At 44.3% G+C, this 22,514-nt stretch carries 22 protein-coding genes; 21 read left to right on the forward strand and 1 reads right to left on the reverse strand.

The features are described from left to right. Genes pknB through AC3AQ9_RS00995 form a run of 4 tightly spaced genes read left to right on the forward strand, consistent with a single transcriptional unit; the run spans position 1 to position 4,190 of the window. Positions 1-1,968, forward strand: coding sequence for a Stk1 family PASTA domain-containing Ser/Thr kinase (pknB, locus tag AC3AQ9_RS00980; RefSeq protein WP_488305597.1), 1,968 nt, complete (start codon positions 1-3; stop codon positions 1,966-1,968). 29 nt (positions 1,969-1,997) lie between these two features. Further along, on the forward strand, positions 1,998-2,894 hold the full coding sequence (gene rsgA, locus AC3AQ9_RS00985) for a ribosome small subunit-dependent GTPase A (protein ID WP_488305598.1): 897 nt from the start codon (positions 1,998-2,000) through the stop codon (positions 2,892-2,894). Beyond that, entirely contained in the window at positions 2,887-3,552 is a 666-nt protein-coding gene (gene rpe, locus AC3AQ9_RS00990) for a ribulose-phosphate 3-epimerase (RefSeq protein WP_488305599.1), read from the forward strand. Before rsgA ends, rpe begins: the two co-directional genes overlap by 8 nt. Beyond that, positions 3,549-4,190: a thiamine diphosphokinase gene (locus tag AC3AQ9_RS00995; RefSeq protein WP_488305600.1), complete on the forward strand. Its 642-nt coding sequence runs from the start codon at positions 3,549-3,551 to the stop codon at positions 4,188-4,190. Before rpe ends, AC3AQ9_RS00995 begins: the two co-directional genes overlap by 4 nt. A 281-nt stretch (positions 4,191-4,471) precedes the next feature. On the opposite strand, the gene rpmB is transcribed toward AC3AQ9_RS00995, so the two are convergent. After that, entirely contained in the window at positions 4,472-4,660 is a 189-nt protein-coding gene (gene rpmB / locus AC3AQ9_RS01000) for a 50S ribosomal protein L28 (protein WP_488305601.1), read from the reverse strand. 221 nt (positions 4,661-4,881) lie between these two features. Here rpmB and AC3AQ9_RS01005 point away from each other — a divergent pair, with 221 nt between their 5' ends. From AC3AQ9_RS01005 to AC3AQ9_RS01085, 17 genes are all read left to right on the forward strand, one after another. Next, positions 4,882-5,244 (forward strand): Asp23/Gls24 family envelope stress response protein, encoded by a 363-nt coding sequence (locus AC3AQ9_RS01005; protein WP_488305602.1) that lies wholly within the window; start codon positions 4,882-4,884, stop codon positions 5,242-5,244. An 18-nt stretch (positions 5,245-5,262) separates the two neighbouring features. Beyond that, on the forward strand, positions 5,263-6,915 hold the full coding sequence (locus AC3AQ9_RS01010) for a DAK2 domain-containing protein (protein ID WP_488305603.1): 1,653 nt from the start codon (positions 5,263-5,265) through the stop codon (positions 6,913-6,915). 159 nt (positions 6,916-7,074) lie between these two features. Further along, the gene (sdaAB, locus tag AC3AQ9_RS01015) at positions 7,075-7,737 is read left to right on the forward strand and encodes an L-serine ammonia-lyase, iron-sulfur-dependent subunit beta (RefSeq protein ID WP_488305604.1); all 663 of its coding nucleotides are present in this window, start codon (positions 7,075-7,077) and stop codon (positions 7,735-7,737) included. 16 nt (positions 7,738-7,753) lie between these two features. After that, positions 7,754-8,653, forward strand: coding sequence for an L-serine ammonia-lyase, iron-sulfur-dependent, subunit alpha (gene sdaAA, locus AC3AQ9_RS01020; RefSeq protein ID WP_488305605.1), 900 nt, complete (start codon positions 7,754-7,756; stop codon positions 8,651-8,653). Then, positions 8,643-10,685: an ATP-dependent DNA helicase RecG gene (recG, locus tag AC3AQ9_RS01025; protein WP_488306795.1), complete on the forward strand. Its 2,043-nt coding sequence runs from the start codon at positions 8,643-8,645 to the stop codon at positions 10,683-10,685. Before sdaAA ends, recG begins: the two co-directional genes overlap by 11 nt. A gap of 89 nt (positions 10,686-10,774) precedes the next feature. Then, complete coding sequence (gene fapR / locus AC3AQ9_RS01030; protein WP_488305606.1) at positions 10,775-11,359, forward strand: transcription factor FapR; 585 nt, start codon at positions 10,775-10,777, stop codon at positions 11,357-11,359. Next, a complete protein-coding gene (gene plsX, locus AC3AQ9_RS01035) occupies positions 11,356-12,351 on the forward strand; it encodes a phosphate acyltransferase PlsX (RefSeq protein WP_488305607.1) in 996 nt (331 codons plus the stop codon). Before fapR ends, plsX begins: the two co-directional genes overlap by 4 nt. Further along, positions 12,344-13,279, forward strand: coding sequence for an ACP S-malonyltransferase (gene fabD / locus AC3AQ9_RS01040; RefSeq protein ID WP_488305608.1), 936 nt, complete (start codon positions 12,344-12,346; stop codon positions 13,277-13,279). The genes plsX and fabD overlap by 8 nt, the downstream gene beginning before the upstream one ends. Next, a complete protein-coding gene (fabG, locus tag AC3AQ9_RS01045; protein ID WP_488305609.1) occupies positions 13,276-14,022 on the forward strand; it encodes a 3-oxoacyl-[acyl-carrier-protein] reductase in 747 nt (248 codons plus the stop codon). The genes fabD and fabG overlap by 4 nt, the downstream gene beginning before the upstream one ends. 40 nt (positions 14,023-14,062) lie before the next feature. Next, positions 14,063-14,299, forward strand: a complete 237-nt coding sequence (locus AC3AQ9_RS01050; RefSeq protein ID WP_488305610.1) for an acyl carrier protein — start codon at positions 14,063-14,065, stop codon at positions 14,297-14,299. A 314-nt stretch (positions 14,300-14,613) separates the two neighbouring features. After that, positions 14,614-15,369 (forward strand): ribonuclease III, encoded by a 756-nt coding sequence (rnc, locus tag AC3AQ9_RS01055; RefSeq protein ID WP_488305611.1) that lies wholly within the window; start codon positions 14,614-14,616, stop codon positions 15,367-15,369. Between the two features lie 3 nt (positions 15,370-15,372). Next, positions 15,373-18,921 carry a chromosome segregation protein SMC gene (gene smc, locus AC3AQ9_RS01060; RefSeq protein WP_488305612.1) on the forward strand — a complete coding sequence of 1,183 codons (3,549 nt, stop codon included), beginning with the start codon at positions 15,373-15,375 and terminating at the stop codon, positions 18,919-18,921. Positions 18,922-18,936: 15 nt separating this feature from the next. Further along, positions 18,937-19,953: a signal recognition particle-docking protein FtsY gene (ftsY, locus tag AC3AQ9_RS01065; RefSeq protein ID WP_488305613.1), complete on the forward strand. Its 1,017-nt coding sequence runs from the start codon at positions 18,937-18,939 to the stop codon at positions 19,951-19,953. A gap of 68 nt (positions 19,954-20,021) precedes the next feature. After that, the gene (locus tag AC3AQ9_RS01070; RefSeq protein ID WP_488306796.1) at positions 20,022-20,345 is read left to right on the forward strand and encodes a putative DNA-binding protein; all 324 of its coding nucleotides are present in this window, start codon (positions 20,022-20,024) and stop codon (positions 20,343-20,345) included. Between the two features lie 12 nt (positions 20,346-20,357). After that, on the forward strand, positions 20,358-21,713 hold the full coding sequence (ffh, locus tag AC3AQ9_RS01075; RefSeq protein WP_488305614.1) for a signal recognition particle protein: 1,356 nt from the start codon (positions 20,358-20,360) through the stop codon (positions 21,711-21,713). 224 nt (positions 21,714-21,937) lie between these two features. After that, positions 21,938-22,210: a 30S ribosomal protein S16 gene (gene rpsP / locus AC3AQ9_RS01080; RefSeq protein WP_052651220.1), complete on the forward strand. Its 273-nt coding sequence runs from the start codon at positions 21,938-21,940 to the stop codon at positions 22,208-22,210. Positions 22,211-22,222: 12 nt separating this feature from the next. Continuing rightward, positions 22,223-22,456: a KH domain-containing protein gene (locus AC3AQ9_RS01085; protein ID WP_300989617.1), complete on the forward strand. Its 234-nt coding sequence runs from the start codon at positions 22,223-22,225 to the stop codon at positions 22,454-22,456. Positions 22,457-22,514 lie beyond the last annotated feature (58 nt).

A 22,514-nucleotide genomic window follows, 5' to 3' on the forward strand; every position in this document is an offset into this window, starting at 1 on the left:
ATGTTAATCGGCAGAAGTATAAATGGCCGCTATAAGATATTGGAATTGATCGGCGGCGGCGGTATGTCAAACGTCTACCTGGCCCATGACATGATTTTGGATCGGGATATTGCCATTAAGATTTTAAGATATGACTTTTCAAATGAAGAAGAATTGCGGCGGCGTTTTCAGCGAGAAGCTTTATCGACTACCAGTCTTGCGCATCCGAATATCGTGAACATTTTCGATGTAGGCGAAGAAGAATCCATTCATTATCTTGTGATGGAATATGTTCCTGGGAAAACCTTAAAAGAATACATAATCGAACACTCACCAGTGGCCCCTGAAGAAGCGGTCAAGATTATGACACAGTTAACATCAGCTCTTGCACATGCGCACCAAAACCAGATTGTCCATCGCGATATCAAACCCCAGAATATCCTGATGGATGCAGAAGGAAATGTGAAAATCACCGATTTCGGAATTGCGATGGCATTAAGTGCCACTTCCTATACACAGACAAATTCGGTTCTCGGGACTGTGCATTACCTGTCCCCGGAACAAGCGCGAGGCGGCACTGCCAACAAAAAATCAGACATTTATTCCCTTGGGATTGTGATGTTTGAGCTTTTGACCGGAAGACTGCCGTTTTCAGGGGAATCTGCAGTATCGATTGCCTTAAAGCATCTGCAAACGGAAACACCTTCTTTGCGGCAGATTGTTCCATCGATGCCGCAGAGCCTGGAAAACGTCGTGCTAAAAGCCACTGCTAAAAATCCACAACATCGTTATCAATCGGCAAATGAAATGGAAGAGGACTTAGCAACGGTTTTATTGCCGGAACGTTTGAATGAACCTAAATTTACGGTCCCAGTCGACCAAGATGAAACAAAAGCAATGCCCATCATTAAAGACCGGGTCGTTTACGAGAGTATGGAAAAAACAAAAGAGCTGGCACCGGCCGGCCCGATCGATAAAAAGGCTAAACCGCCAGAGCCAGTCAAGAAGAAGCGGAAAAAAGGCCCTTTAATTGCAGGGCTCATCGGCTTGCTGATTCTTGTAGGGCTGATACTCGCAGTAGCGTTTCCTGAAATGTTCGGTCCGAGGCAAGTGGCGGTCCCGGACGTTTCGGGCATGGAGCGTGATGAAGCGATAGAAGAACTAGAGGCAGTGGGATTTGTCATCGGGGAAGAACAGCAGCAGCCTTCCGAGGAAATTGAAGAAGGCCAAGTTATCAGAACAATACCTGAAGCCAATAAAATGCGTGACCGCGAGTCGGAAATTCAATTGTTTATCAGTACGGGGAAAGAATCAAAAGAATTTGCGGATTATGTAGGCCGTGATATTGAACAAACGATGGAATTGCTTAAAGATGAAAATTACAAATCGATTGAGCAAACACCGGAATTTTCAGATGAGCCTGCTGGGACAATCCTTGATCAAGACCCAAGAGCCGGTGAAGAAATCATCGTTTCCGAAACAGATGTTGAATTTACCGTCAGCAAAGGGAAAGATATGCGAACCGTCGAAAACATTACAGGGTATACGGAAGAAGATTTAAACGAATATGCCCGTTCCTCCGGATTTAACATCCGGATTATTGGAGAAGAGCCTTCTGAAAGTGCACCGGAAGGGACTGTATTGTCTCAAAACCCAGCTGCAGAAGAGCAGCTTGAAGCAGGCAGTACGATTGAAGTGGTCATGTCTTCAGGAAAAGCTCCGCTTCCGCTGAAAACTTATATCCATACAGTCGAAATCCCATATGAACCGGCTGCAGAAGGAGAAGAGCCTGTCGAACAGACCGTACAGATCTATATTCAAGACCAAAACAATACAATGGTTGAACCGGTAGAAGAATTCACCATCACTGAAAACGAAACGCGTAAGCTTGAACTGCAGATTGCAGAAGGCGAGAGTGCCACTTACCGTATTGTACGTGACTCGACTATCATTCTAGAAGAAACCATAGCCTATGACAGCGTTGAATAAATGCATAATGAAAAGGAGTGAAAGCAAGCATGCCGAAAGGTCAAATTAGAAAAGCGCTAAGCGGATTTTATTATGTTCTGGACGACAACGGAGAACGCTATATTCAGTGCAGAGGACGGGGTGTTTTCAGAAATCGGCAAATTACGCCGTTAGTTGGTGATTTTGTCGATTATGAAGCAGACCATGATTTAGAAGGCACGATTACTCATGTCCATGAGCGGAAAAACGAATTAGTGCGGCCACCAATTTCGAATATCGACCAGGCAATCCTTGTTTTTTCCGCTAAGCAGCCTGATTTTCATCCGCTCCTTTTGGATCGGTTCCTGACAGCAATAGAACAGCATAATATACAACCTGTCATTTGCCTGACCAAAATGGACCTTTTGAAAGACAGTGAGAAAGAAAAACTGGAAGGATTCGTAGCCGATTACGAAAAAATCGGCTACGAAGTAATTCCAACTTATAAAGGAGATCCAACACTGAAAGAGCGTTTAATGCCTGTGCTGGAAGGGAAAATCAGTGTGTTGGCAGGACAGTCAGGAGTCGGGAAATCGACCATGCTCAATACGATTTTGCCGGCTTTGGAGCTGAAAACGGATGACATCTCCAAGGCGTTGAACCGAGGCAAGCATACCACCCGCCATGTCGAGCTGATTGAAGTGAACAACGGATTATTGGCAGATACTCCCGGGTTCAGTTCCTTCGATTTTGATACAATCGAAAAAGAGGAATTGTCCGGTTACTTTCCAGAAATGGCAGAGCGCTCAAACCGCTGTAAATTCCGTGAATGCCTACATTTAAATGAACCGAAATGCGCCATTAAGGCAGCTGTGGAAGCAAATGAAATTCCAGAATACCGTTATAAGCATTACTTGAAATTTTTAGAAGAAATTATGAATCGAAAGCCGAGGTATACTAATGATTAAAATTGCACCTTCTATTTTAGCAGCAGATTTTTCGAAATTGGGAGAAGAAGTCCGGGAAGTTGAACTTGCAGGGGCAGATTGGATTCATATTGATGTTATGGATGGCCATTTTGTTCCGAATATCACGATGGGAGCTATTGTGGTTGATGCATTGCGTCCTTTGACCAATCTTCCTCTAGATGTCCACTTGATGATTTCAAATCCAGACCAGTACATTGCAGACTTTGCCAATGCAGGTGCGGATTATATAACTGTACACGTAGAAGCAGCTCCGCATCTCCACAGAACCATTCAATTGATCCGTTCGTTTGGCGTTAAGCCGGGAGTGGTATTAAACCCGCATACACCGGTTGAATCGATTCAGCACATACTCGAAGATATCGATTTGGTGTTATTCATGACGGTCAATCCGGGATTCGGCGGACAAAAGTTCATTCACTCGGTCGTTCCGAAAATTGAGCAATTATCCCGGATTATTAACGAAAAAGGTTTGGATATTGAAATCCAAGTTGATGGCGGCATTAACGAAGAAACAATCGTTCCTTGTGCAAAAGCGGGAGCAAACGTTTTTGTAGCTGGATCAGCTATCTATAGCCAAACAGACCGTGCAGCAGCCTTGCAGGGAATCAAACAGGTAGGAGAAGAGGCGATTTTGTGATAGTCGTGCTGGCAGCAGGTGGACCGGTTGCAGAAATGCCCGATTTCTCTCTATGGCCATCTGCCTTGTTTATCGGAGTAGACGCCGGTACGGTAGTGTTGCTGGACCAAGGCATCGAGCCGGTAGCAGCAGTAGGCGACTTTGATTCTGTATCCAGAGAAGAGATGGAGAAAATCGAAAAAATGTTTCCAGAGCTAAACCGTGCCGCAGCAGAAAAAGATGAAACGGACACTGAACTGGCGTTGGAAAAAGCGATGGACTTTTCTCCGGAAAAGGTCATTATTACAGGAGTGACGGGCGGCAGGCTGGACCATTATATGAGTGCGCTTCATGCCATCTATAAATACCAGCGCAAGTTTCCGGCAATCAAATTTGTGTTGGTCAACCGCCACAATCGCATCCGTTTTTTAAGTCCGGGAACTCATCAAGTGATCCCGGATAAAAGCTACCGCTACATTTCATTTTATCCATTTGCTGAAGAAGTCCATGGTTTCACCTTAAAAGGATTCAAATATGAAGTTAAAGGCGAAACGATTCCATTTGGCTCCACTCGTTTTATCAGCAATGAACTGGAAACCGAAGGAACAGTATCGCTTGCAAGCGGCAGCTGCATCATGATCGAAAGCTCGGATAACTGAGAAAAGCGCGGGTGCCCGTTTAGCCCCGACAAGCGCTGGAAGACTGGTTAGTAATGGCGGTCTTTGCCATCGCAGCCCAGTCTGAAGCGACCTCGAGGGACTAGACACTGAGAAAAGCAAAAGCGGGCGTATATCCATAAATCGCTTTAAATAATCAACAAAAAGAGGTTCCGGAATAGTCTTATTCCGGAATCTCTTTTGAAACTGGAAGGCTTTATAATTAAAAAACATGAAAAAATGCCAGGCCGACGAATGTCAGACCTGGCATTATTCATGAGCGATTATACGCGCTCAACTTTTCCTGATTTCATTGCTCTTGCAGAAACCCATACACGTTTCGGTTTACCGTCTACAAGGATACGAACTTTTTGAAGGTTTGCTCCCCATGTACGTTTTGTCGAATTTAACGCGTGTGAACGGGCGTTTCCAGAACGAGCTTTGCGTCCACTAACTGCACATACTTTAGGCATGTAAGTCCCTCCTCACAAGTGAAGCTGAAAATTATAATAGAATTTCAGTTCGTTTTTCGTTTCACATACTTTAATAATTTACCACACACAAATGCCCTTTGCAACTTATTTTCGCATGTCTTTCAAGAAAAAAGCCTTTACACCCAAAACGCCGGCTTTTCTTGTATAATAGTTTCATGTAGAATGAAAAGAGTGAAATAGGACTCAAGGAGGAATTCTCAATGTCGATTGAAATTAAAAACGAATACGGCCAAATCGATATTTCCAATGATGTGATTGCGCAAATTGCAGGTGGAGCTGCCATTGAATGTTATGGAATTGTGGGAATGGCAACAAAGCATCAAATAAGAGATGGCTTAACAGATATTTTACGCAAAGAGAATTTCGCGAAAGGTGTCATTGTTCGCCAAGAAGATAAAGACTTGATCATTGATATGTATGTCATTATAAGCTATGGTACAAAAATCTCCGAAGTTGCTTATCAAGTACAGTCAAAAGTTAAGTATACTGTTACAAAAACGCTGGGCATGCCTGTCAAAGCGGTCAATATTTATGTTCAAGGAGTTCGTGTGACGAACTCGTAAGAGGAGGAAGAAGCGGCTATGAAGTCAATAAATGGAAACCAGTTCGCGGAAATGGTAACAATGGGTGCGCACCATCTGTTTCAAAATGCGGATTATGTAGATGCATTGAACGTATTTCCGGTGCCTGATGGCGATACCGGAACAAATATGAACTTATCAATGACATCGGGTGCGAAAGAAACAGAAGCAAATGCACAAGAACACATTGGCAAGACTGCAGGAGCGTTGTCAAAAGGGTTGTTAATGGGGGCACGCGGCAACTCAGGTGTTATTTTGTCTCAGTTATTCCGGGGATTCAGCAAGTATATCGCAAATGAGTCAGAATTGACTGCGGCTAAATTTGCGGAAGCGCTTCAACATGGAGTGGAAACCGCGTATAAAGCTGTCATGAAGCCGGTAGAAGGAACCATTTTGACCGTAGCAAAAGATGCTGCAGCCAAAGGCATGGAGTTAGCTAAAACTGAAGAAGACGTTATTGTTTTATTTGAAGCTATTGTAGAAGAAGCAAAAGCTTCTTTGGAGCGGACTCCGGATCTGTTGCCAGTATTGAAAGAAGTTGGCGTAGTCGACAGCGGCGGTCAAGGCCTCGTTTATGTCTATGAAGGTTTTTTAGCGTCTTTGAAAGGGGAAGCGCTACCTGAGAAGCATGCACACAATACAATGGATGATCTGGTAAGTGCCGAACATCATAAAAATATTGCGGGCTTCATGGATACAGCAGATATTGAATTCGGTTATTGCACAGAATTCATGGTCAAATTTGAAGAAGGCAAAAAAGAATTCAATGAAGCTGAATTTCGTTCTGACCTGAGTGCTTACGGGGATTCCTTACTGGTCATTTCGGATGAAGAAATTGCAAAAATCCATATTCATTCTGAAGAACCGGGCAAAGTGCTTACATATGGCCAGAACTATGGCAGCTTGATTTCAATGAAAATTGAAAATATGCGCCAGCAGCATATTGATATTGTGGGAGAAGACTTCCATAAAGATGCACCGAAAACAACAGCGAAGCATCCATATGCTGTAGTTACGGTGGCAATGGGAGAAGGCATAGCAGAACTACTCCGGAGCATTGGTGCTGCCTTTGTGATTGAAGGCGGCCAAACGATGAATCCTTCAACGGAGGATATTGTGAACGCTATTAAATCTATCGAAGCAGAACGGGTATTGATCTTGCCGAACAATAAGAACATTATTATGGCAGCAGAACAGGCTGCTGAGCTGCTTGAAATTGAAGCAGCAGTGGTCCCGACAAAAGATGTGCCACAAGGAATGGCTGCACTTTTAGCCTTTAATCCCAATGCTTCTGTTGAGGATAACCATAAGACGATGACGCAAGCTTCTAAACAAGTGAAATCCGGTTCTGTTACATTTGCCGTGCGGGACACTTCGATAGATGGCATTACGATTAAAAAAGATGACTTCATGGGAATTTCCGAAGGGAAAATTGTTATTTCTGATAACAGCCTGGAGCGAGTAACGGAAGAATTGGTTAAAAAGCTGATTGATGAGGACGCTGAAATAGTCACAATTCTTTACGGTGAAGATGTTACAGCCGAAGATGCTGAAAAGCTGGCTGGCTTTATCGAAGAGTTGAATGATGAAGTTGAAGTAGAGATCCACAATGGCAAACAGCCGCTTTATCCGTACATCCTTTCCGTTGAATAAAACAACAAAAAGCGTGTACATGGTATGCGCTTTTTGTTTATTTTTAGATTCAGAACATTCCGTCTATTGACCTTTAAAGTAATGAAAGCGGTTCAATTTTGTTAAATGTGGCAATTTCATGTAAAATGAACTTATAAATGAAAGAAAGGGGTTTGAGCAATGAAGTTCAAATCTGTTTTTGATATAATCGGGCCGGTTATGATTGGTCCATCTTCCTCACACACTGCGGGAGCAGCACGTATCGGGAGAGTAGCAAGAGATTTATTCGGGCGTCAGCCAAAATGGGCGAAAATCCATTTATATGGCTCATTTGCCGAAACATATAAAGGCCACAGCACGGACGTTGCGATTGTCGGCGGGCTGCTGGACTATGACACATTCGATGAACGCATAAAAACATCATTTGAAGAAGCGCGGAAACTTGGACTGGAATTCGAATTTATTCCGGAGACCAGCCACGTGGAACATCCGAATACCGTTAAAATTGTCATTGGTGATGAGCGTGCTGAAATGTCGATGATGGGCATTTCGATTGGCGGAGGCAAGATTGAAATCACAGAACTGAATGGCTTTCCACTGCGTCTTTCAGGAGAACACCCAGCCATTTTAGTGGTTCACGAAGACCGCTCAGGATGTATAGCGAACGTAGCAAATTGCTTATATAAATACGATATCAATATCGGTCATATGGAAGTTTCCCGAAAAGAAAAAGGGCGCATGGCGCTTATGGTGATTGAAGTGGATCAAAATGTCGATAAAGAAGTGATGGACGAGCTTGCTGAACTTCCAAACATTACACAAGTGACAAGAATCGCCGATTAAGAAGGAGGTATAAACATTGGAAGCATTATTTCACAATGTAAAAGAATTAGTTAAACGAGCGGAAGATGAAGGCAAGCTTATTTCTGAGATTATGATTGAGCAGGAAATGCTGTTGATGGACCGTTCGCGGGAAGAAATCATGAAACAGATGGACCGTAATTTGACAGTCATGGAAGAAGCGGTTGAAAAAGGTTTGAAAGGTGTACATTCAGTTTCCGGTTTAACAGGAGGAGATGCCGTCCTGCTGCAAAAATACATGGAGTCGGGTAATTCCTTATCTGGTGATTTGCTGCTTGACGCGGTCAGCAAAGCTGTCGCGACGAATGAAGTCAACGCGGCTATGGGCACCATTTGTGCTACACCGACAGCGGGGTCAGCAGGTGTTGTTCCTGGAACTTTGTTTGCAGTCAAGAACAAATTAAATCCAACACGCGAACAAATGATCCGATATTTGTTTACATCAGGAGCATTCGGGTTCGTGGTTGCCAATAACGCTTCCATTTCCGGAGCTGCCGGTGGATGTCAGGCAGAAGTTGGTTCAGCCGCAGCGATGGCTGCAGCTGCAATTGTTGAAATGGCTGGAGGTACTCCGCAGCAAAGTTCTGAAGCTTTTGCCATCACGATGAAAAATATGCTAGGGCTTGTATGCGATCCTGTCGCTGGACTCGTAGAAGTGCCTTGTGTGAAACGTAACGCTATGGGAGCAGCCAACTCAGTGGTAGCTGCAGATATGGCTCTGGCTGGTGTAACAAGCCGCATTCCATGCGATGAAGTAATCAGTGCAATGTTTGAAATCGGGCAATCTATGCCGAGTGCATTAAGAGAAACGGCAAAAGGCGGACTTGCCGCTACTCCTACAGGTAAGTGGCTGGAAGCGAAAATCTTTGGCGGAGCCGTGGTTGGCAGTGGGAAGTAAGGATTCTGTCGCCTCTTTAAAAGGGGTGGGCAAACAGGCAGCTGAAACTTTGCAGGAGATGAAAATCGAGACGATTCATGACTTGATTATGACTTTTCCATACCGCCATGAAGATTTTCAGCTGAAGGACTTGGCGGATACACCGCATAATGAAAGAGTCACTGTGGAGGGAAGGGTCGAGAGCGAACCTTCCGTCCTTTTTTTAGGTAAAAATAAATCACGTACCCAAGTCCAGATAATGGTGGGCCGGCATCTGGTAAAAGCTATTTTCTTTAATCAGCCATATGTTAAAGCCAAATTAAGAATAGGCGAAGTCGTCACTTTATCCGGGAAATGGGACCGTGGCCGACAAGTGATCACTGTGACAAACCATTCTATCGGACCCCGGACCAATGGAGTCGATTTCGAGCCGGTGTACAGCTTGAAAGGCAGCATTTTTCAGAAAACGTTTCGTAAACTGATGCGGCAAGCGCTGGATTTGGCGAAAGATGACCTGGAAGATTGCTTGCCTGAGAGATTTCGGACGGCTTATCATCTGGTGCCTGTACAAGATGCGCTTGAATGGATTCACTTTCCGACTGATGGGGAAGCTTTGAAACAAGCACGAAGACGGTTTGTTTATGAAGAGTTGTTGATATTCCAGTTGAAGATGCAAGCATTGCGCAAAAAAAACCGCGAAGAAGAAGGCGGTTCATTTATCGATTATGACTTGAACCGGCTGAAACACTTTATTGACACGCTGCCTTTTGATTTGACCGATGCCCAAAAACGTGTTGTCAATGAAATCTGCAGGGACTTGAAAGAGCCTTTCCACATGAATCGGCTGCTGCAAGGGGATGTGGGTTCAGGGAAAACGGTAGTAGCAGCAATAGCGTTATATGCAACTGTTACGGCAGGTAAGCAAGGCGCTTTGATGGCGCCGACTGAAATACTGGCCGAACAGCATGCCAATACACTGGCGCAATGGTTCCAGCCGTTTGGTGTGAATATCGCCTTGCTTACAGGATCTGTGAAAGGCAAAAAGCGCCAGTTCATCATTGATCAGCTGGCAGAAGGCAAAATTGATATCCTAATCGGTACCCATGCTTTGATTCAGCCGGATGTACAGTTTAAAAAGCTGGGGCTCGTCATTACAGATGAACAGCACCGCTTTGGTGTAGACCAGCGCCGGGTCTTGAAAGACAAAGGCTATAATCCGGATGTGCTGTTCATGACGGCAACGCCAATTCCGCGTACATTGGCGATTTCTGCTTTTGGTGAAATGGATGTTTCGGTGATTGATGAAATGCCTGTAGGCCGCAAAGAAATACAAACATACTGGATGAAAAAAGAGATGTTTGGAAAAATAGTGGGCCGGATGGAAAAGGAACTTGCTGAAGGCCGGCAAGCATATGTAATATGTCCGTTGATAGAAGAATCCGATAAATTGGATTATCAAAATGCAGTGGATTTGTTTCAGCAGCTTTCAAGTTATTTCCATGGCAAACATACCGTAGGATTGATGCACGGGCGGTTGTCTGGTGATGAAAAAGAGCAAACGATGCGTTCCTTTACTGAAGGTAAAATTGATGTGCTGGTGTCGACGACAGTAGTGGAGGTTGGGGTGAATGTCCCAAACGCCACATTTATGCTGATATACGATGCCGAACGATTTGGCCTGTCCCAGCTCCATCAATTGCGTGGGCGAGTCGGACGGGGCAGTGAGCAATCTTATTGTGTATTGCTGGCTGATCCGAAAACTGAAGTTGGGAAAGAGCGCATGTCTTCTATGACAGAGACGAATGATGGATTTGTCCTTGCAGAAAAGGATTTGCAGCTACGCGGGCCGGGAGACTTTTTCGGGCGCAAGCAAAGCGGAGTGCCGGAATTTAAAATGGCGGATTTAGTCCATGATTATCGGGCACTGGAAACTGCTAGGCGAGATGCTGAAGCGCTCGTTAACAGCCAGGAATTCTGGACCAGTGATGAAACCAAGTGCCTGCGTGAGCAGCTTGAAGAATCAGGCGCGCTGGCCACAGGCAGATTAGATTAAGAATGCAGGATTCAGATAATCCTTGCATTCTTTTTTTGTTATTTATATACTCATATTAGTACCAAGTGCTAATAGCGGGCGGTGACAACGTGAGAAAACCAAAAAAAGAGCGGCAGCAAGCGTTAACAGAGTCCATCAAGGACAATCCATTTGTCACTGACGAGGAACTGTCGATAAAGTTCGATGTCAGTGTACAGACGATTCGTCTGGACCGGATGGAACTTGGCATTCCTGAATTGCGTGAGCGCATCAAACATGTGGCCGTGAAAACATTTGAAGATGAAGTGAAATCTTTGCCAATCGATGAAGTCATTGGCGAAATTATAGATATTGAACTGGATGAACGGGCAATATCGATATTTGATGTGAAACCTGAACATGTTTTCCAGCGCAACCAAATCGCCAGAGGACATCATTTATTCGCACAGGCCAATTCCTTGGCTGTAGCTGTCATGAACGATGAGCTGGCACTGACGGTAAAATCGGAACTGCAATTTCTTCGACCAGTGACAGCCGGACAGCGGGTCGTGGCGAAAGCGCATGTTGTAGACCGAAATCCGGGGAAAAACCGGGCTTATGTAAAAGTCGTTTCTTCGGTGGATTTAGCGACTGTATTTATCGGCACATTTGAAATGTATCGAATGACGGAACAAAGTGAAGGTGACAAAAAATGATTATAGCTGTTGATGGAATGGGCGGAGATCATGCGCCAAAAGAAATTATTGAAGGCGTCTTTAAAGCTTTAGGGGAATTCGGAGATTTGTCAATCCAGCTTTATGGACACCAAGAAAAAATGGAGCCGTATTTAAAAGATCATGAACGGCTGACTGTCATCCATTGTGATGAAATCATCGAAGCGACAGACGATCCGGTGCGGGCAGTGCGCAGAAAAAAAGGCGCATCTATGGTCCAGATGGCACAAGCGGTAAAAGATGGACGGGCGGATGCATGTGTATCAGCAGGCAATACAGGAGCACTTATGGCAGCAGGATTATTTGTGGTTGGACGCATCGATGGAGTTGATCGCCCTGCTTTAGCGCCGACATTGCCAACGATAGACGGCAAAGGGTTTGTCATGCTAGATATGGGAGCGAATGCTGAAGCAAGACCGGAACACCTGGTGCAATATGCCGTAATGGGCAGCATTTATGCCGAAAAAGTCCGGGGTATTCAAAATCCGACTGTTGGATTATTGAATATCGGAACGGAAGAGAAAAAAGGCAATGAGTTGACGAAAGCGGCATTTCCATTGCTGCAAGAAGCTCCTGTGAATTTTATTGGCAATGTGGAATCACGCGATTTATTGAATGGAGCGGCTGATGTGGTCGTTACAGATGGATTTACCGGGAATATGGTTTTAAAAACAATCGAAGGAACAGCGATGAATGTCTTTTCGATGATTAAAGATGTTTTCATGTCATCGGCTAAAACAAAGTTTGCGGCTCTTCTGGTAAAAAATGATCTGAATGGTTTGAAAGGCATGCTGGACTACAGCGAATACGGCGGGGCCGGGTTGTTCGGCTTAAAAGCGCCCGTTATAAAAGCCCATGGCTCTTCCAATGCAAATGCCTTATTCAATGCAATCCGCCAAACCCGGACGATGGTTGAACACGATGTTACAGGCACGATATACAGTACATTGAAAAAGGAGAACCCAAATGACTAAAATCGCATTTATCTATCCAGGACAAGGCTCCCAAACGATTGGCATGGGCGAGAGCTTTCTTTCTGATGACAAAAGCCGCCAGTTTTTCACGGACGCAGACCAAGCATTAGGCGTAAATTTATCGGAACTCATGCTTAAAGGCCCTCAAGAAAACTTGACTCTTACATACCATGCGCAACCGGCATTACTCACGGTTAGTGCAATGATTACCGAAAGGCTGATCCGTGCTGGCATCACGCCGGACTTTACGGCTGGCCACAGTTTAGGCGAATATAGCGCACTTGTAGCTTCAGGTGTTTTACCTTTTGAAACAGCTGTCGACATCGTCCATAAACGCGGACTGTTTATGAATGAAGCAGTTCCAGCTGGAGAAGGCGCTATGGCGGCGATACTTGGCATGGACAGTGAAGAACTAAAAAAAGTGACAAATGAAGTGACGGATTCAACAGGAGTGGTTCAGCTCGCAAACTTGAATTGCCCGGGACAGATAGTGATTTCAGGAACCAAAGACGGCGTCGAGCAGGCGTGCATCATTGCCAAAGAACGCGGCGCTAAACGGGCTATTCCTCTTGATGTAAGCGGGCCTTTCCATTCGGAATTGATGCGTCCGGCATCCCAGTCTTTATCAAAAGTTTTAAGCGGCGCTTTCTTGAAAGATGCTGTCATTCCAGTTATCACAAACGTTACTGCAAAAAGCGAAACACATGCTTCGCAGTTCCAGGAATTGCTGGTGCGTCAATTGTATTCACCGGTGCTTTGGGAGCAATCAATCCGCGAAATGATCGACCTTGGTGTTACGGTTTTCGTAGAAGTCGGTCCTGGGAAAGTGCTGAGCGGGCTCGTGAAAAAAATTGACCGTTCAGTCCAAACACTGCCGGTATACGATATGGAATCATTTGAAAAAGCGGTAGAGGAGCTGTCTAAATGACCAATTTAACAGGGAAAACGGCAATCGTAACAGGTGCTTCACGCGGAATAGGAGCTGAAATTGCTCGGAAACTGGCGACTGCAGGCGCGAAAATCGTTGTCAATTATAGCGGGAGCCAGGAAAAAGCGGAAGCAATCGTAGCTGAAATCCAGGCAAATGGCGGAGAAGCTATTGCAGTAAAGGCAAATGTCTCTGATTCAGAGGCAGTAAAAGCAATGATTGATGAAACGGTGAGCACATTCGGTTCAATTGATATATTGATCAACAACGCTGGCATCACACGGGATAATTTAATGATGCGCATGAAAGATGACGAATGGGATGATGTCATTAACACGAATTTGAAAGGCGTTTTCATCTGCACAAAGGCGGTAACTCGCCAAATGATGAAACAGCGCTCTGGCCGCATCGTTAATATTTCATCAATTGTCGGGGTTATGGGCAATGCAGGACAGGCAAACTATGTAGCTGCAAAAGCAGGTGTCATTGGATTGACAAAAACAACGGCACGCGAATTAGCAAGCCGTGGCATTACAGCAAATGCCGTTGCTCCAGGTTTCATTACCACGGATATGACAGATAAATTGAATGAAGACATTCAAAAAAACATGCTCGCCCAAATTCCTCTCGGACGTTTCGGAGAAGCCGAAGAAGTCGCGAAAGCAGTACTTTTCTTAGCTTCGGACGAATCTTCTTATATGACCGGCCAAACGCTTCATCTTGATGGCGGAATGGTCATGTAGGCAAAAGTTTTGTATACTGATTTGAGGGGAGGTGACGACATTGGCAACAGTATTAGAGCGAGTAACTAAAGTAATCGTAGATCGTCTAGGTGTAGAAGAAAACGAAGTGAAGCTTGAAGCTTCATTCACAGGCGACCTAGGAGCGGACTCATTGGACGTAGTTGAATTGGTTATGGAACTTGAAGACGAATTCGACATGGAGATTTCCGACGAAGACGCTGAAGGCATGGCTACAGTAGGCGACGCGGTAGCGTATATTGAAAAGAAACAAGGCTAATTGAAAAGCGAAGATCCTGGTCAGACCCGATAAGCTTAAGGCAGAACACAGGAGCGGCGTTTTGTGCCGTGCAGGTGGGCAGACTTAAGACCTCGAGGATCTAGGTGCCGCAGCTGGATAATGAAAAGCGGTGGCTCTTATTCTCTTATGGTATGGACTGGAAATCTGGCCTTTTAGCTCAAAATGAACCCTTAGCATTAGAAATCGGCGTACAACTGCTTATCCAAAGCGGCTGTGCGCCTATTCTCTTTTTGCACTATGAAGCGAAAAAAGGTAAAATCAAAGGAAGAACGTCAAAGGAAGGCAGATTAAAAATGGCAATGAAAAAGAAACTACACCAGCAAAAGCCTGGATCTATTAAAGAAAGTACCAGACTGGCTTTTGAACAATTGCAGAAAGAACTTAATATCGAATTCAAACAACCTGCTTTGCTTTATCAAGCTTTCACACATTCATCTTATGTGAATGAGCATCGAAGAAGACACTATTTGGACAACGAGCGACTTGAATTTTTGGGAGATGCTGTTTTGGAATTGTCCGTCTCCCATTTTTTATATACAAAGTATCCTGAAATGAGCGAAGGGGAATTGACAAAATTGCGTGCAGCAATCGTTTGTGAACCCTCTTTGGTTCTGTTCGCCAATGAATTGAATTTTGGCAAGTATATCCTGCTTGGCAAAGGAGAAGAACAGACAGGCGGACGTACACGGCCAGCTCTTTTGGCAGATGTTTTTGAGTCGTATATCGGGGCCTTGTATTTAGATCAAGGACTAGAACCAGTGGTGGCGTTTTTGGAAATGGTATTGTTTCCAAAAGTGGGAACCGGTGCTTTTTCGCATGTGATGGATTATAAAAGCCAGTTGCAGGAATTGGTGCAGCAAAAAAATAATGGTGCGTTAACGTATGAAATTATTGATGAAAAAGGGCCTGCGCACAGCCGGATTTTTGTCACACGGGTATCGCTGGCTGATCGGGAACTGGGCATTGGAAATGGCCGTTCTAAAAAAGAAGCTGAACAACAAGCCGCTCAGCTGGCAATCCGTAAATTGCAGGAAGCAATGGAGGATTAGAAAATGTTTTTGAAACGATTAGAAGTCATGGGATTCAAGTCATTTGCTGATCGGATCGGCATTGACTTTGTGCCGGGGGTAACAGCGGTAGTTGGACCAAATGGAAGCGGCAAAAGCAATGTAACAGATGCCATCCGCTGGGTACTCGGAGAACAGTCGGCCAAATCTCTGCGTGGTGCAAAAATGGAAGATGTCATTTTTTCAGGCAGTGATTCCAGAAAACCGCTTAATTTTGCGGAAGTAACCTTAATTTTAGACAATACAGATGGACGGGTCCCTCTCGATTACAGCGAAATCAGCGTAACGAGGAGGGTTTTTCGAAGTGGAGAAAGCGCTTATTTATTAAATAAGCAAAATTGCCGCTTGAAAGACATAACCGATTTGTTTATGGATTCGGGACTTGGAAAAGAAGCATTCTCCATTATTTCACAAGGCCGTGTAGATGAAATATTAAACAGCAAAGCTGATGAGCGGCGTTCGATTTTCGAAGAAGCTGCAGGTGTATTGAAATACAAACAGCGGAAGAAAAAAGCTGAAGTGAAATTAAACGAAACGGACGAAAACTTAAACCGCGTATTGGATATTTTGCATGAATTGGATGGCCGGATGGAACCGCTTCAAATCCAGGCATCTGCAGCCCGCGATTATATAGACATGAATGAACAGCTTAAAGACGCCGACATTGCATTATTGGCATTTGACCTTACTCAGCTAGAGCTGGAACTCGAGACGTTGTCTGCTGAGACACTGGCTCATGAAGAAAAAGAAGGTCAGTTGGCGGCTGAAATTGTAAACAAAGAAAAAACGATAAGTGCCATCCGTACCGCCCTTTCCAAACTGGACAGCCAAATTGAGAAATCCCAAAATCATTTAGTGGAAGCCAGCAGTGAAAGCGAAAAATGGGAAGGCCGTAAATTATTAATGTCGGAGAAAAAGAATAACGCAAACCGGCAAGCACAGCAGCTGCAGGAAACACTGGAAGCTGAAAAAGTGGAAAATGATGATCTTCAAAAGAGGCATACTGAACAGCTGGCTTTACTGGAAGAACAAAAAGCGGAACAATTATCGATCCGCCAAACCATTAAACTTCTTGAGGAACAATTAAACCGGACCCCTGCCGATATTGACAACGATATAGAATCTCATAAATCGACTTATATTGATTTGATGAATGAACAGGCTACCGTCAAAAACGAATTGAAGAACATCGATTTGCAAGAACGGCAGCTATCCGAGTCTACTAGCCGCATTGCAGTCCAGCAAGCAGACTTTACGTCTGAAATTGCAAAACTGGAACAGGAAAAAGCTTCCGCTGAGAAGAAGATGGTTGAAATAAAAAAACTGCTTGAAGATAAGAGAACTCAATATAAGGAAACCGAAACTGCTTTCCGCGAGATGAAAGAGGCCTTTGAGAAAAAACAAACCATGCTTTTCCAAGCTTATCAATCCCAGAAGCAATTGAGTGCCCGCATTGAAACCTTGCAGGAACTGGAATCCGATTTTTCAGGCTTTTTCCAAGGCGTCCGTGAAGTGCTGGTGGCACGTGAAAAAGGGCAGCTTGAAGGAATTGTCGGGGCAGTGGCTGAAATTGTCCAAGTAGACCAAAATTATGCAAAAGCGATTGAAACAGCCTTAGGCGCTTCAAGCCAGCATATCGTTACGGAAACAGAACAGCACGCTCGGGAAGCGATTGAATTTTTACGGAAAAAGCGTGCAGGGCGTTCGACTTTTCTGCCGATGACCGTCATGAAGTCAAGAAAGATTCCAGCGCAAACGGTCGCTTCTATTGAAAAGCATCCGTCTTTTGTAAAAATGGCTTTCGAGCTAGTCGGTTATGATGCTAAATACGGCATGATCATCGAAAACTTATTGGGCAATGTCATCATTGCTTCAGACTTAAAAGGCGCGTCTGCTTTATCCAAATTGACGATGAACCGTTATCGGGTGGTTACATTGGATGGGGATGTGGTCAATGCTGGCGGTTCGATGACAGGCGGAGCGAGCAAATCCCAAGCTTCTTTCTTTACTCGAAAAGCGGAGCTCGAACAATTGATTGTACAATTAAGTGAACTTGCTGAAACGATTGTCCATGCTGAAAAAACAGTAAGAAAAGAACAGGCCGAAGTACATGCCACAGAACAGCGAGTGAATAATCTGCGTTCGGAAGGCGAGAAATACCGCGATTTAGAATCGGAACGTGCCATGACGCTGAGGGAAATTGAAGCGGTATTGAAAACAACCAAAGACCGGTTCCAGCTTTTCCAGGCAGAGCGCAATAACAGAGACTATGATTTGTCTTCAGTGATATCAAGAAAAGAACTTGCAGCAACAAGGCTGGAAGAAATTGGCGGAGAACTGGCCGCCATCTCAAAACAAATCGATGATTTGACGCATTTTAAACAACAAAATGAGTCGGCCCGTGACTTAGTCCTTACGAAATTGGCCGATCATAAATCCCAATTGGCTGTGATGAAAGAAAGAGTGGCACAATTGATCCGCAGCGAGTCGGAACTACTCGAACGGAAGTTGAAAAGTGATCGGAAATTAGAAGAAAATCGAAAAGAACTTGAATGGATCCAGTCAGAGGAAGCAACTAAAGTTTATTCTGATGACGAAATTCTGCGAGAAATTTCCAAGTGGACGGAGAAAAAGCTGACAGAGCAGCAAACGATTCAGAAACTGAGGGAAGAACGGGTTACGAAGCAAGATGAAATGAACACTCTGGAAGAACACCTGAAAGAAATGCAACGCATTTACAAAGGTTACGTAGAGGCAATCCGCATTTGCGAAGTAAAATCAACGAGAGTTGAAGTACAGATTCAAAGCTTCCTTGCCCAGCTCGAGAACAATTACCATATAACACTGGAAGAAGCAAAAGAATACGAATTGGCAGAAGAAGAAAATGCCGTACGCAAAAAAGTGAAATTGCTGAAACAGTCAATTGAAGAATTGGGGCCTGTCAATATAGGCGCGATTGAAGAATTCGACCATGTGTCAGAACGCCACAGCTTTTTGACTGAACAACGGAATGATTTGAACGAAGCAAAAGACACGCTGCGGACAGTTATCCGGGAAATGGACGAAGAAATGACAAGTCGCTTTGATGACACATTCCATGCCATCCGAATTCAGTTCCAGCGAGTATTCAAAGAATTATTCGGGGGCGGGGCAGCAGATCTTGTATTGACGAACCCTGACGATTTATTATTGACGGGCATTGAAATCATCGCGCAGCCGCCTGGAAAGAAACTGCAAAATTTAAGTTTGCTATCAGGAGGAGAACGTGCTCTTACAGCGATTGCTTTATTGTTCGCCATTCTGAAGGTACGTCCGGTGCCGTTCTGCGTGCTGGATGAAGTGGAAGCTGCACTCGATGAATCGAATGTAGTGCGTTACAGCCAATACCTGAAGAAATTCAGTGAAGACACACAGTTTATCGTCATTACGCATCGCAAAGGTACAATGGAAGGTGCTGATGTTTTATATGGCATCACGATGCAGGAATCCGGGATTTCAAAACTCGTTTCTGTTAAACTGCAGGAAGAAATATAAAAAAGGAGTGGTCACGTGAGTTTCTTTAAAAAGTTAAAAGATAAATTTGCGGGAAATGCGGAGGCTGAAGAGTCAACCGAGAAATATAAAGAAGGTTTAACCAAAACACGTACGGGCTTTACTTCGAAAATAAATGATTTAGTGGCAAAATACCGTAAAGTGGATGAAGATTTCTTTGAAGAACTGGAAGAAATCCTGCTTCAGGCGGACGTAGGTTTTGAAACGGTTATGGAATTGATGGACCAACTTCGTTACGAAGTCCAGCGACAAAATGTTAAAGATACATCTTCTGTCCAGTCGGTCATCTCAGAAAAGCTGGTGGAGATTTATCAGGCCGGAGAAGAAGAAATCAATGAATTGAAATTTTCGGATGACTTGACTGTTATTTTATTTGTCGGTGTAAACGGCGTCGGTAAAACAACAACGATCGCTAAATTGGCGCACCGTTTGAAAAATGAAGGGAAGTCAGTTTTATTGGCCGCCGGAGATACTTTCCGTGCTGGAGCGATCGAACAATTGGATATCTGGGGTCAACGCGTCGGTGTTGACGTCATCAAGCAAAGCGAAGGGTCCGACCCTGCGGCAGTCATGTATGATGCGGTGCGTGCAGCGAAATCACGTGGTGTTGATGTGCTGATTTGCGATACGGCCGGCCGTCTGCAAAACAAAGTCAATTTGATGAATGAACTGGAGAAAGTGTATCGTGTCATTTCTCGGGAAATCCCTGGAGCGCCGCATGAAGTGCTGCTTGCCCTTGATGCGACTACAGGCCAGAATGCTTTGATACAAGCTCAGATGTTCAAAGAAGCGACGGATGTGACGGGAATTGTATTGACCAAATTGGATGGCACCGCAAAAGGCGGAATCGTTTTAGCCATCCGCAGCAAATTGAATATTCCAGTGAAATTTGTCGGGCTTGGTGAGCAAATGGACGATTTGCAGCCGTTTGATCCTCAAAAATATGTTTATGGCTTATTTGCTGAAGGATTGGATAAAGAAGAAGAAATGGAAAACGCAGAAGCAGACAAGTAAAATTACTTGACGCTTCTAAGTGTTTTCAGTATCCTAATCAGGAGAGTCAGTGGGGGTGAACAGCGATGATGGGGTTAGAAAAGACAACACGCATGAACTATTTGTTTGATTTCTATCAGGAGTTGCTGACGCCTAAACAGCGCAGTTATATGATGCTGTATTATTTAGATGATCATTCCTTAGGTGAAATTGCTGAAGCATATAATATTACGCGCCAAGCGGTTTATGACAATATCCGCCGCACGGAAGCTATGCTCGAAGAATACGAAGCAAAACTGCAGCTTTTCGAGAAATTCCAACAGCGGCAGCAATTGGTTTCATCGTTTGAAAAACAGCCATTTACAGAAGAGCGGGTACGCGAATTTATCGATCAGCTGAAAGAATGGGATTAGGAGGCGGAAACTATGGCATTTGAAGGATTATCCGAGCGCCTGCAAGGGACCATCCAACGGATTAAAGGCAAAGGTAAAGTGTCCGAAGCAGACGTCAAAGAGATGATGCGAGAAGTCCGCTTTGCTTTAATCGAAGCGGATGTTAACTTAAAAGTAGTTAAAGAATTTGTTAAAAAAGTCAGTGAGCGCGCGGTTGGCCAAGATGTTATGCAAAGCTTGACGCCCGGCCAGCAAGTCGTAAAAATCGTTAAAGACGAATTGACGTCATTAATGGGCGGCGAACAAAGCAAAATAGAATTCTCTACAAAACAGCCGACGGTCATTATGATGGTCGGCTTGCAAGGTGCAGGTAAAACAACCACTACGGGAAAACTGGCAAGCTTGCTGCGCAAAAAACATAACCGTAAACCTTTGATGGTAGCGGCGGACGTTTACCGTCCGGCAGCAATCCAGCAGCTTGAAACAATCGGCAAGCAGCTGTCTCTTCCTGTTTTTTCAAAAGGGACAGATATTTCACCTGTGGAAATTGCACGCCAGGCAATTGATTATGCCAGACAAGAACATATGGATACGGTGTTGATTGATACGGCCGGGCGTCTGCACGTCGATGAAAACCTCATGCAGGAACTGAAAGACATCCGTGCGTTAAAAGAACCGGATGAAATTTTCCTTGTTGTCGATGCGATGACAGGGCAAGATGCCGTCAACGTAGCTCAAAGCTTCAATGAAGCGCTGGGCATCACAGGCGTCGTTTTAACGAAGCTTGACGGAGACACGCGAGGCGGTGCCGCACTTTCGATCCGTTCAGTTACCGACAAACCGATCAAATTTGTCGGGATGGGCGAAAAAATGGATGCGCTGGAAGCTTTCTACCCAGAACGCATGGCATCGCGCATTCTCGGCATGGGTGATATGCTGTCGTTGATTGAAAAGGCGCAGTCCAATGTCGATGAAGAAAAAGCGAAAGAACTGGAAGAGAAGTTCAGAACTTCTTCTTTCACATTTGACGACTTCCTGGATCAACTGACTCAAGTGAAACAAATGGGGCCGCTCGATGAAATTTTAAAAATGCTCCCAGGAGCGAATAAAATCAAAGGCCTTGAAAATGCGAAAGTCGATGAAAGCCAGATGGGCCGCGTAGAGGCGATTATCCGTTCAATGACAACACAGGAAAAAACCACTCCTGAAATCATTAACGCTAACCGCCGAAAACGGATTGCCAAAGGATCCGGCACGACGATTCAAGACGTCAACCGTCTTTTGAAGCAATTTGAAGACATGAAAAAAATGATGAAACAAATGTCCGGCATGAATCAAAAAGGCAAAAAGAAAATGTCGATGCCGGGGCTGGATTCCCTTTTTAAATAAGCTTATTGGTAAAAAAATTAGGTATTTTTATAGGTGCAAAAATGCATTTCTGCGTTGACAATCAATGCAAAAGAACGCTTTTCAGCGGTTTAAAGGCATAGTTACTATGCTTTTCTAAGCAAATTCAAATAAAATTTAAGGTGTTAAGAAAAAATACTTTACAAACTATTTAAAGCTTGCTAATATAATATCTTGTGTGAAACTATTCGGAGGTGCTTTAAGAAATGGCAGTAAAAATTCGTTTGAAACGTATGGGAGCTAAAAAATCTCCTTTTTACCGTATCGTAGTAGCTGACTCACGTGCTCCACGTGACGGCCGTCAAATCCAAACAGTAGGTACTTACAACCCGCTAACAGTTCCAGCTGAAGTTAAAATCGACGAAGAATTAGCGTTGAAATGGCTTCATGATGGTGCAAAACCATCTGACACTGTTCGCAACTTGTTTTCTCAAAACGGCATTATGGAGAAATTCCATAACGAAAAATTAAGCAAGTAAGGGAGTTTTCTTATGAAGCAGCTGATTGAAACCATTGTGAAACCGCTGGTTGATCATCCGGATGATGTTAAAGTCGAAATCGACGAAAATGCAAGCCGTATTGTCTACAAGCTTTCCGTGCATTCAGAAGATACAGGGAAAGTGATCGGGAAACAAGGGCGTGTGGCGAAAGCCATCCGTTCAATCGTGTATTCAGCAGCAAGCAATTATCATAAGAAAAAGACTTACGTAGATATTGTGGATTAACAAAAAGGAAGGAGCCCAGGTTCCTTCCTTTTTTGTCAGATTAAATGAAATTGCAAAA

It is taken from the genome of Planococcus sp. VCh962 (assembly GCF_057748275.1).

What these genes read in the sequence shown, in the direction of transcription:
- pknB (WP_488305597.1), top strand. Translation starts at nt 1, where the DNA reads ATGTTAATCGGCAGAAGTATAAATGGCCGCTATAAGATATTGGAATTG.
- rsgA (WP_488305598.1), top strand. Translation starts at nt 1,998, where the DNA reads ATGCCGAAAGGTCAAATTAGAAAAGCGCTAAGCGGATTTTATTATGTT.
- rpe (WP_488305599.1), top strand. Translation starts at nt 2,887, where the DNA reads ATGATTAAAATTGCACCTTCTATTTTAGCAGCAGATTTTTCGAAATTG.
- rpmB (WP_488305601.1), bottom strand. Translation starts at nt 4,660, where the DNA reads ATGCCTAAAGTATGTGCAGTTAGTGGACGCAAAGCTCGTTCTGGAAAC.
- AC3AQ9_RS01005 (WP_488305602.1), top strand. Translation starts at nt 4,882, where the DNA reads ATGTCGATTGAAATTAAAAACGAATACGGCCAAATCGATATTTCCAAT.
- AC3AQ9_RS01010 (WP_488305603.1), top strand. Translation starts at nt 5,263, where the DNA reads ATGAAGTCAATAAATGGAAACCAGTTCGCGGAAATGGTAACAATGGGT.
- sdaAB (WP_488305604.1), top strand. Translation starts at nt 7,075, where the DNA reads ATGAAGTTCAAATCTGTTTTTGATATAATCGGGCCGGTTATGATTGGT.
- plsX (WP_488305607.1), top strand. Translation starts at nt 11,356, where the DNA reads ATGATTATAGCTGTTGATGGAATGGGCGGAGATCATGCGCCAAAAGAA.
- fabD (WP_488305608.1), top strand. Translation starts at nt 12,344, where the DNA reads ATGACTAAAATCGCATTTATCTATCCAGGACAAGGCTCCCAAACGATT.
- fabG (WP_488305609.1), top strand. Translation starts at nt 13,276, where the DNA reads ATGACCAATTTAACAGGGAAAACGGCAATCGTAACAGGTGCTTCACGC.
- rnc (WP_488305611.1), top strand. Translation starts at nt 14,614, where the DNA reads ATGGCAATGAAAAAGAAACTACACCAGCAAAAGCCTGGATCTATTAAA.
- smc (WP_488305612.1), top strand. Translation starts at nt 15,373, where the DNA reads ATGTTTTTGAAACGATTAGAAGTCATGGGATTCAAGTCATTTGCTGAT.
- AC3AQ9_RS01070 (WP_488306796.1), top strand. Translation starts at nt 20,022, where the DNA reads ATGGGGTTAGAAAAGACAACACGCATGAACTATTTGTTTGATTTCTAT.
- ffh (WP_488305614.1), top strand. Translation starts at nt 20,358, where the DNA reads ATGGCATTTGAAGGATTATCCGAGCGCCTGCAAGGGACCATCCAACGG.
- rpsP (WP_052651220.1), top strand. Translation starts at nt 21,938, where the DNA reads ATGGCAGTAAAAATTCGTTTGAAACGTATGGGAGCTAAAAAATCTCCT.
- AC3AQ9_RS01085 (WP_300989617.1), top strand. Translation starts at nt 22,223, where the DNA reads ATGAAGCAGCTGATTGAAACCATTGTGAAACCGCTGGTTGATCATCCG.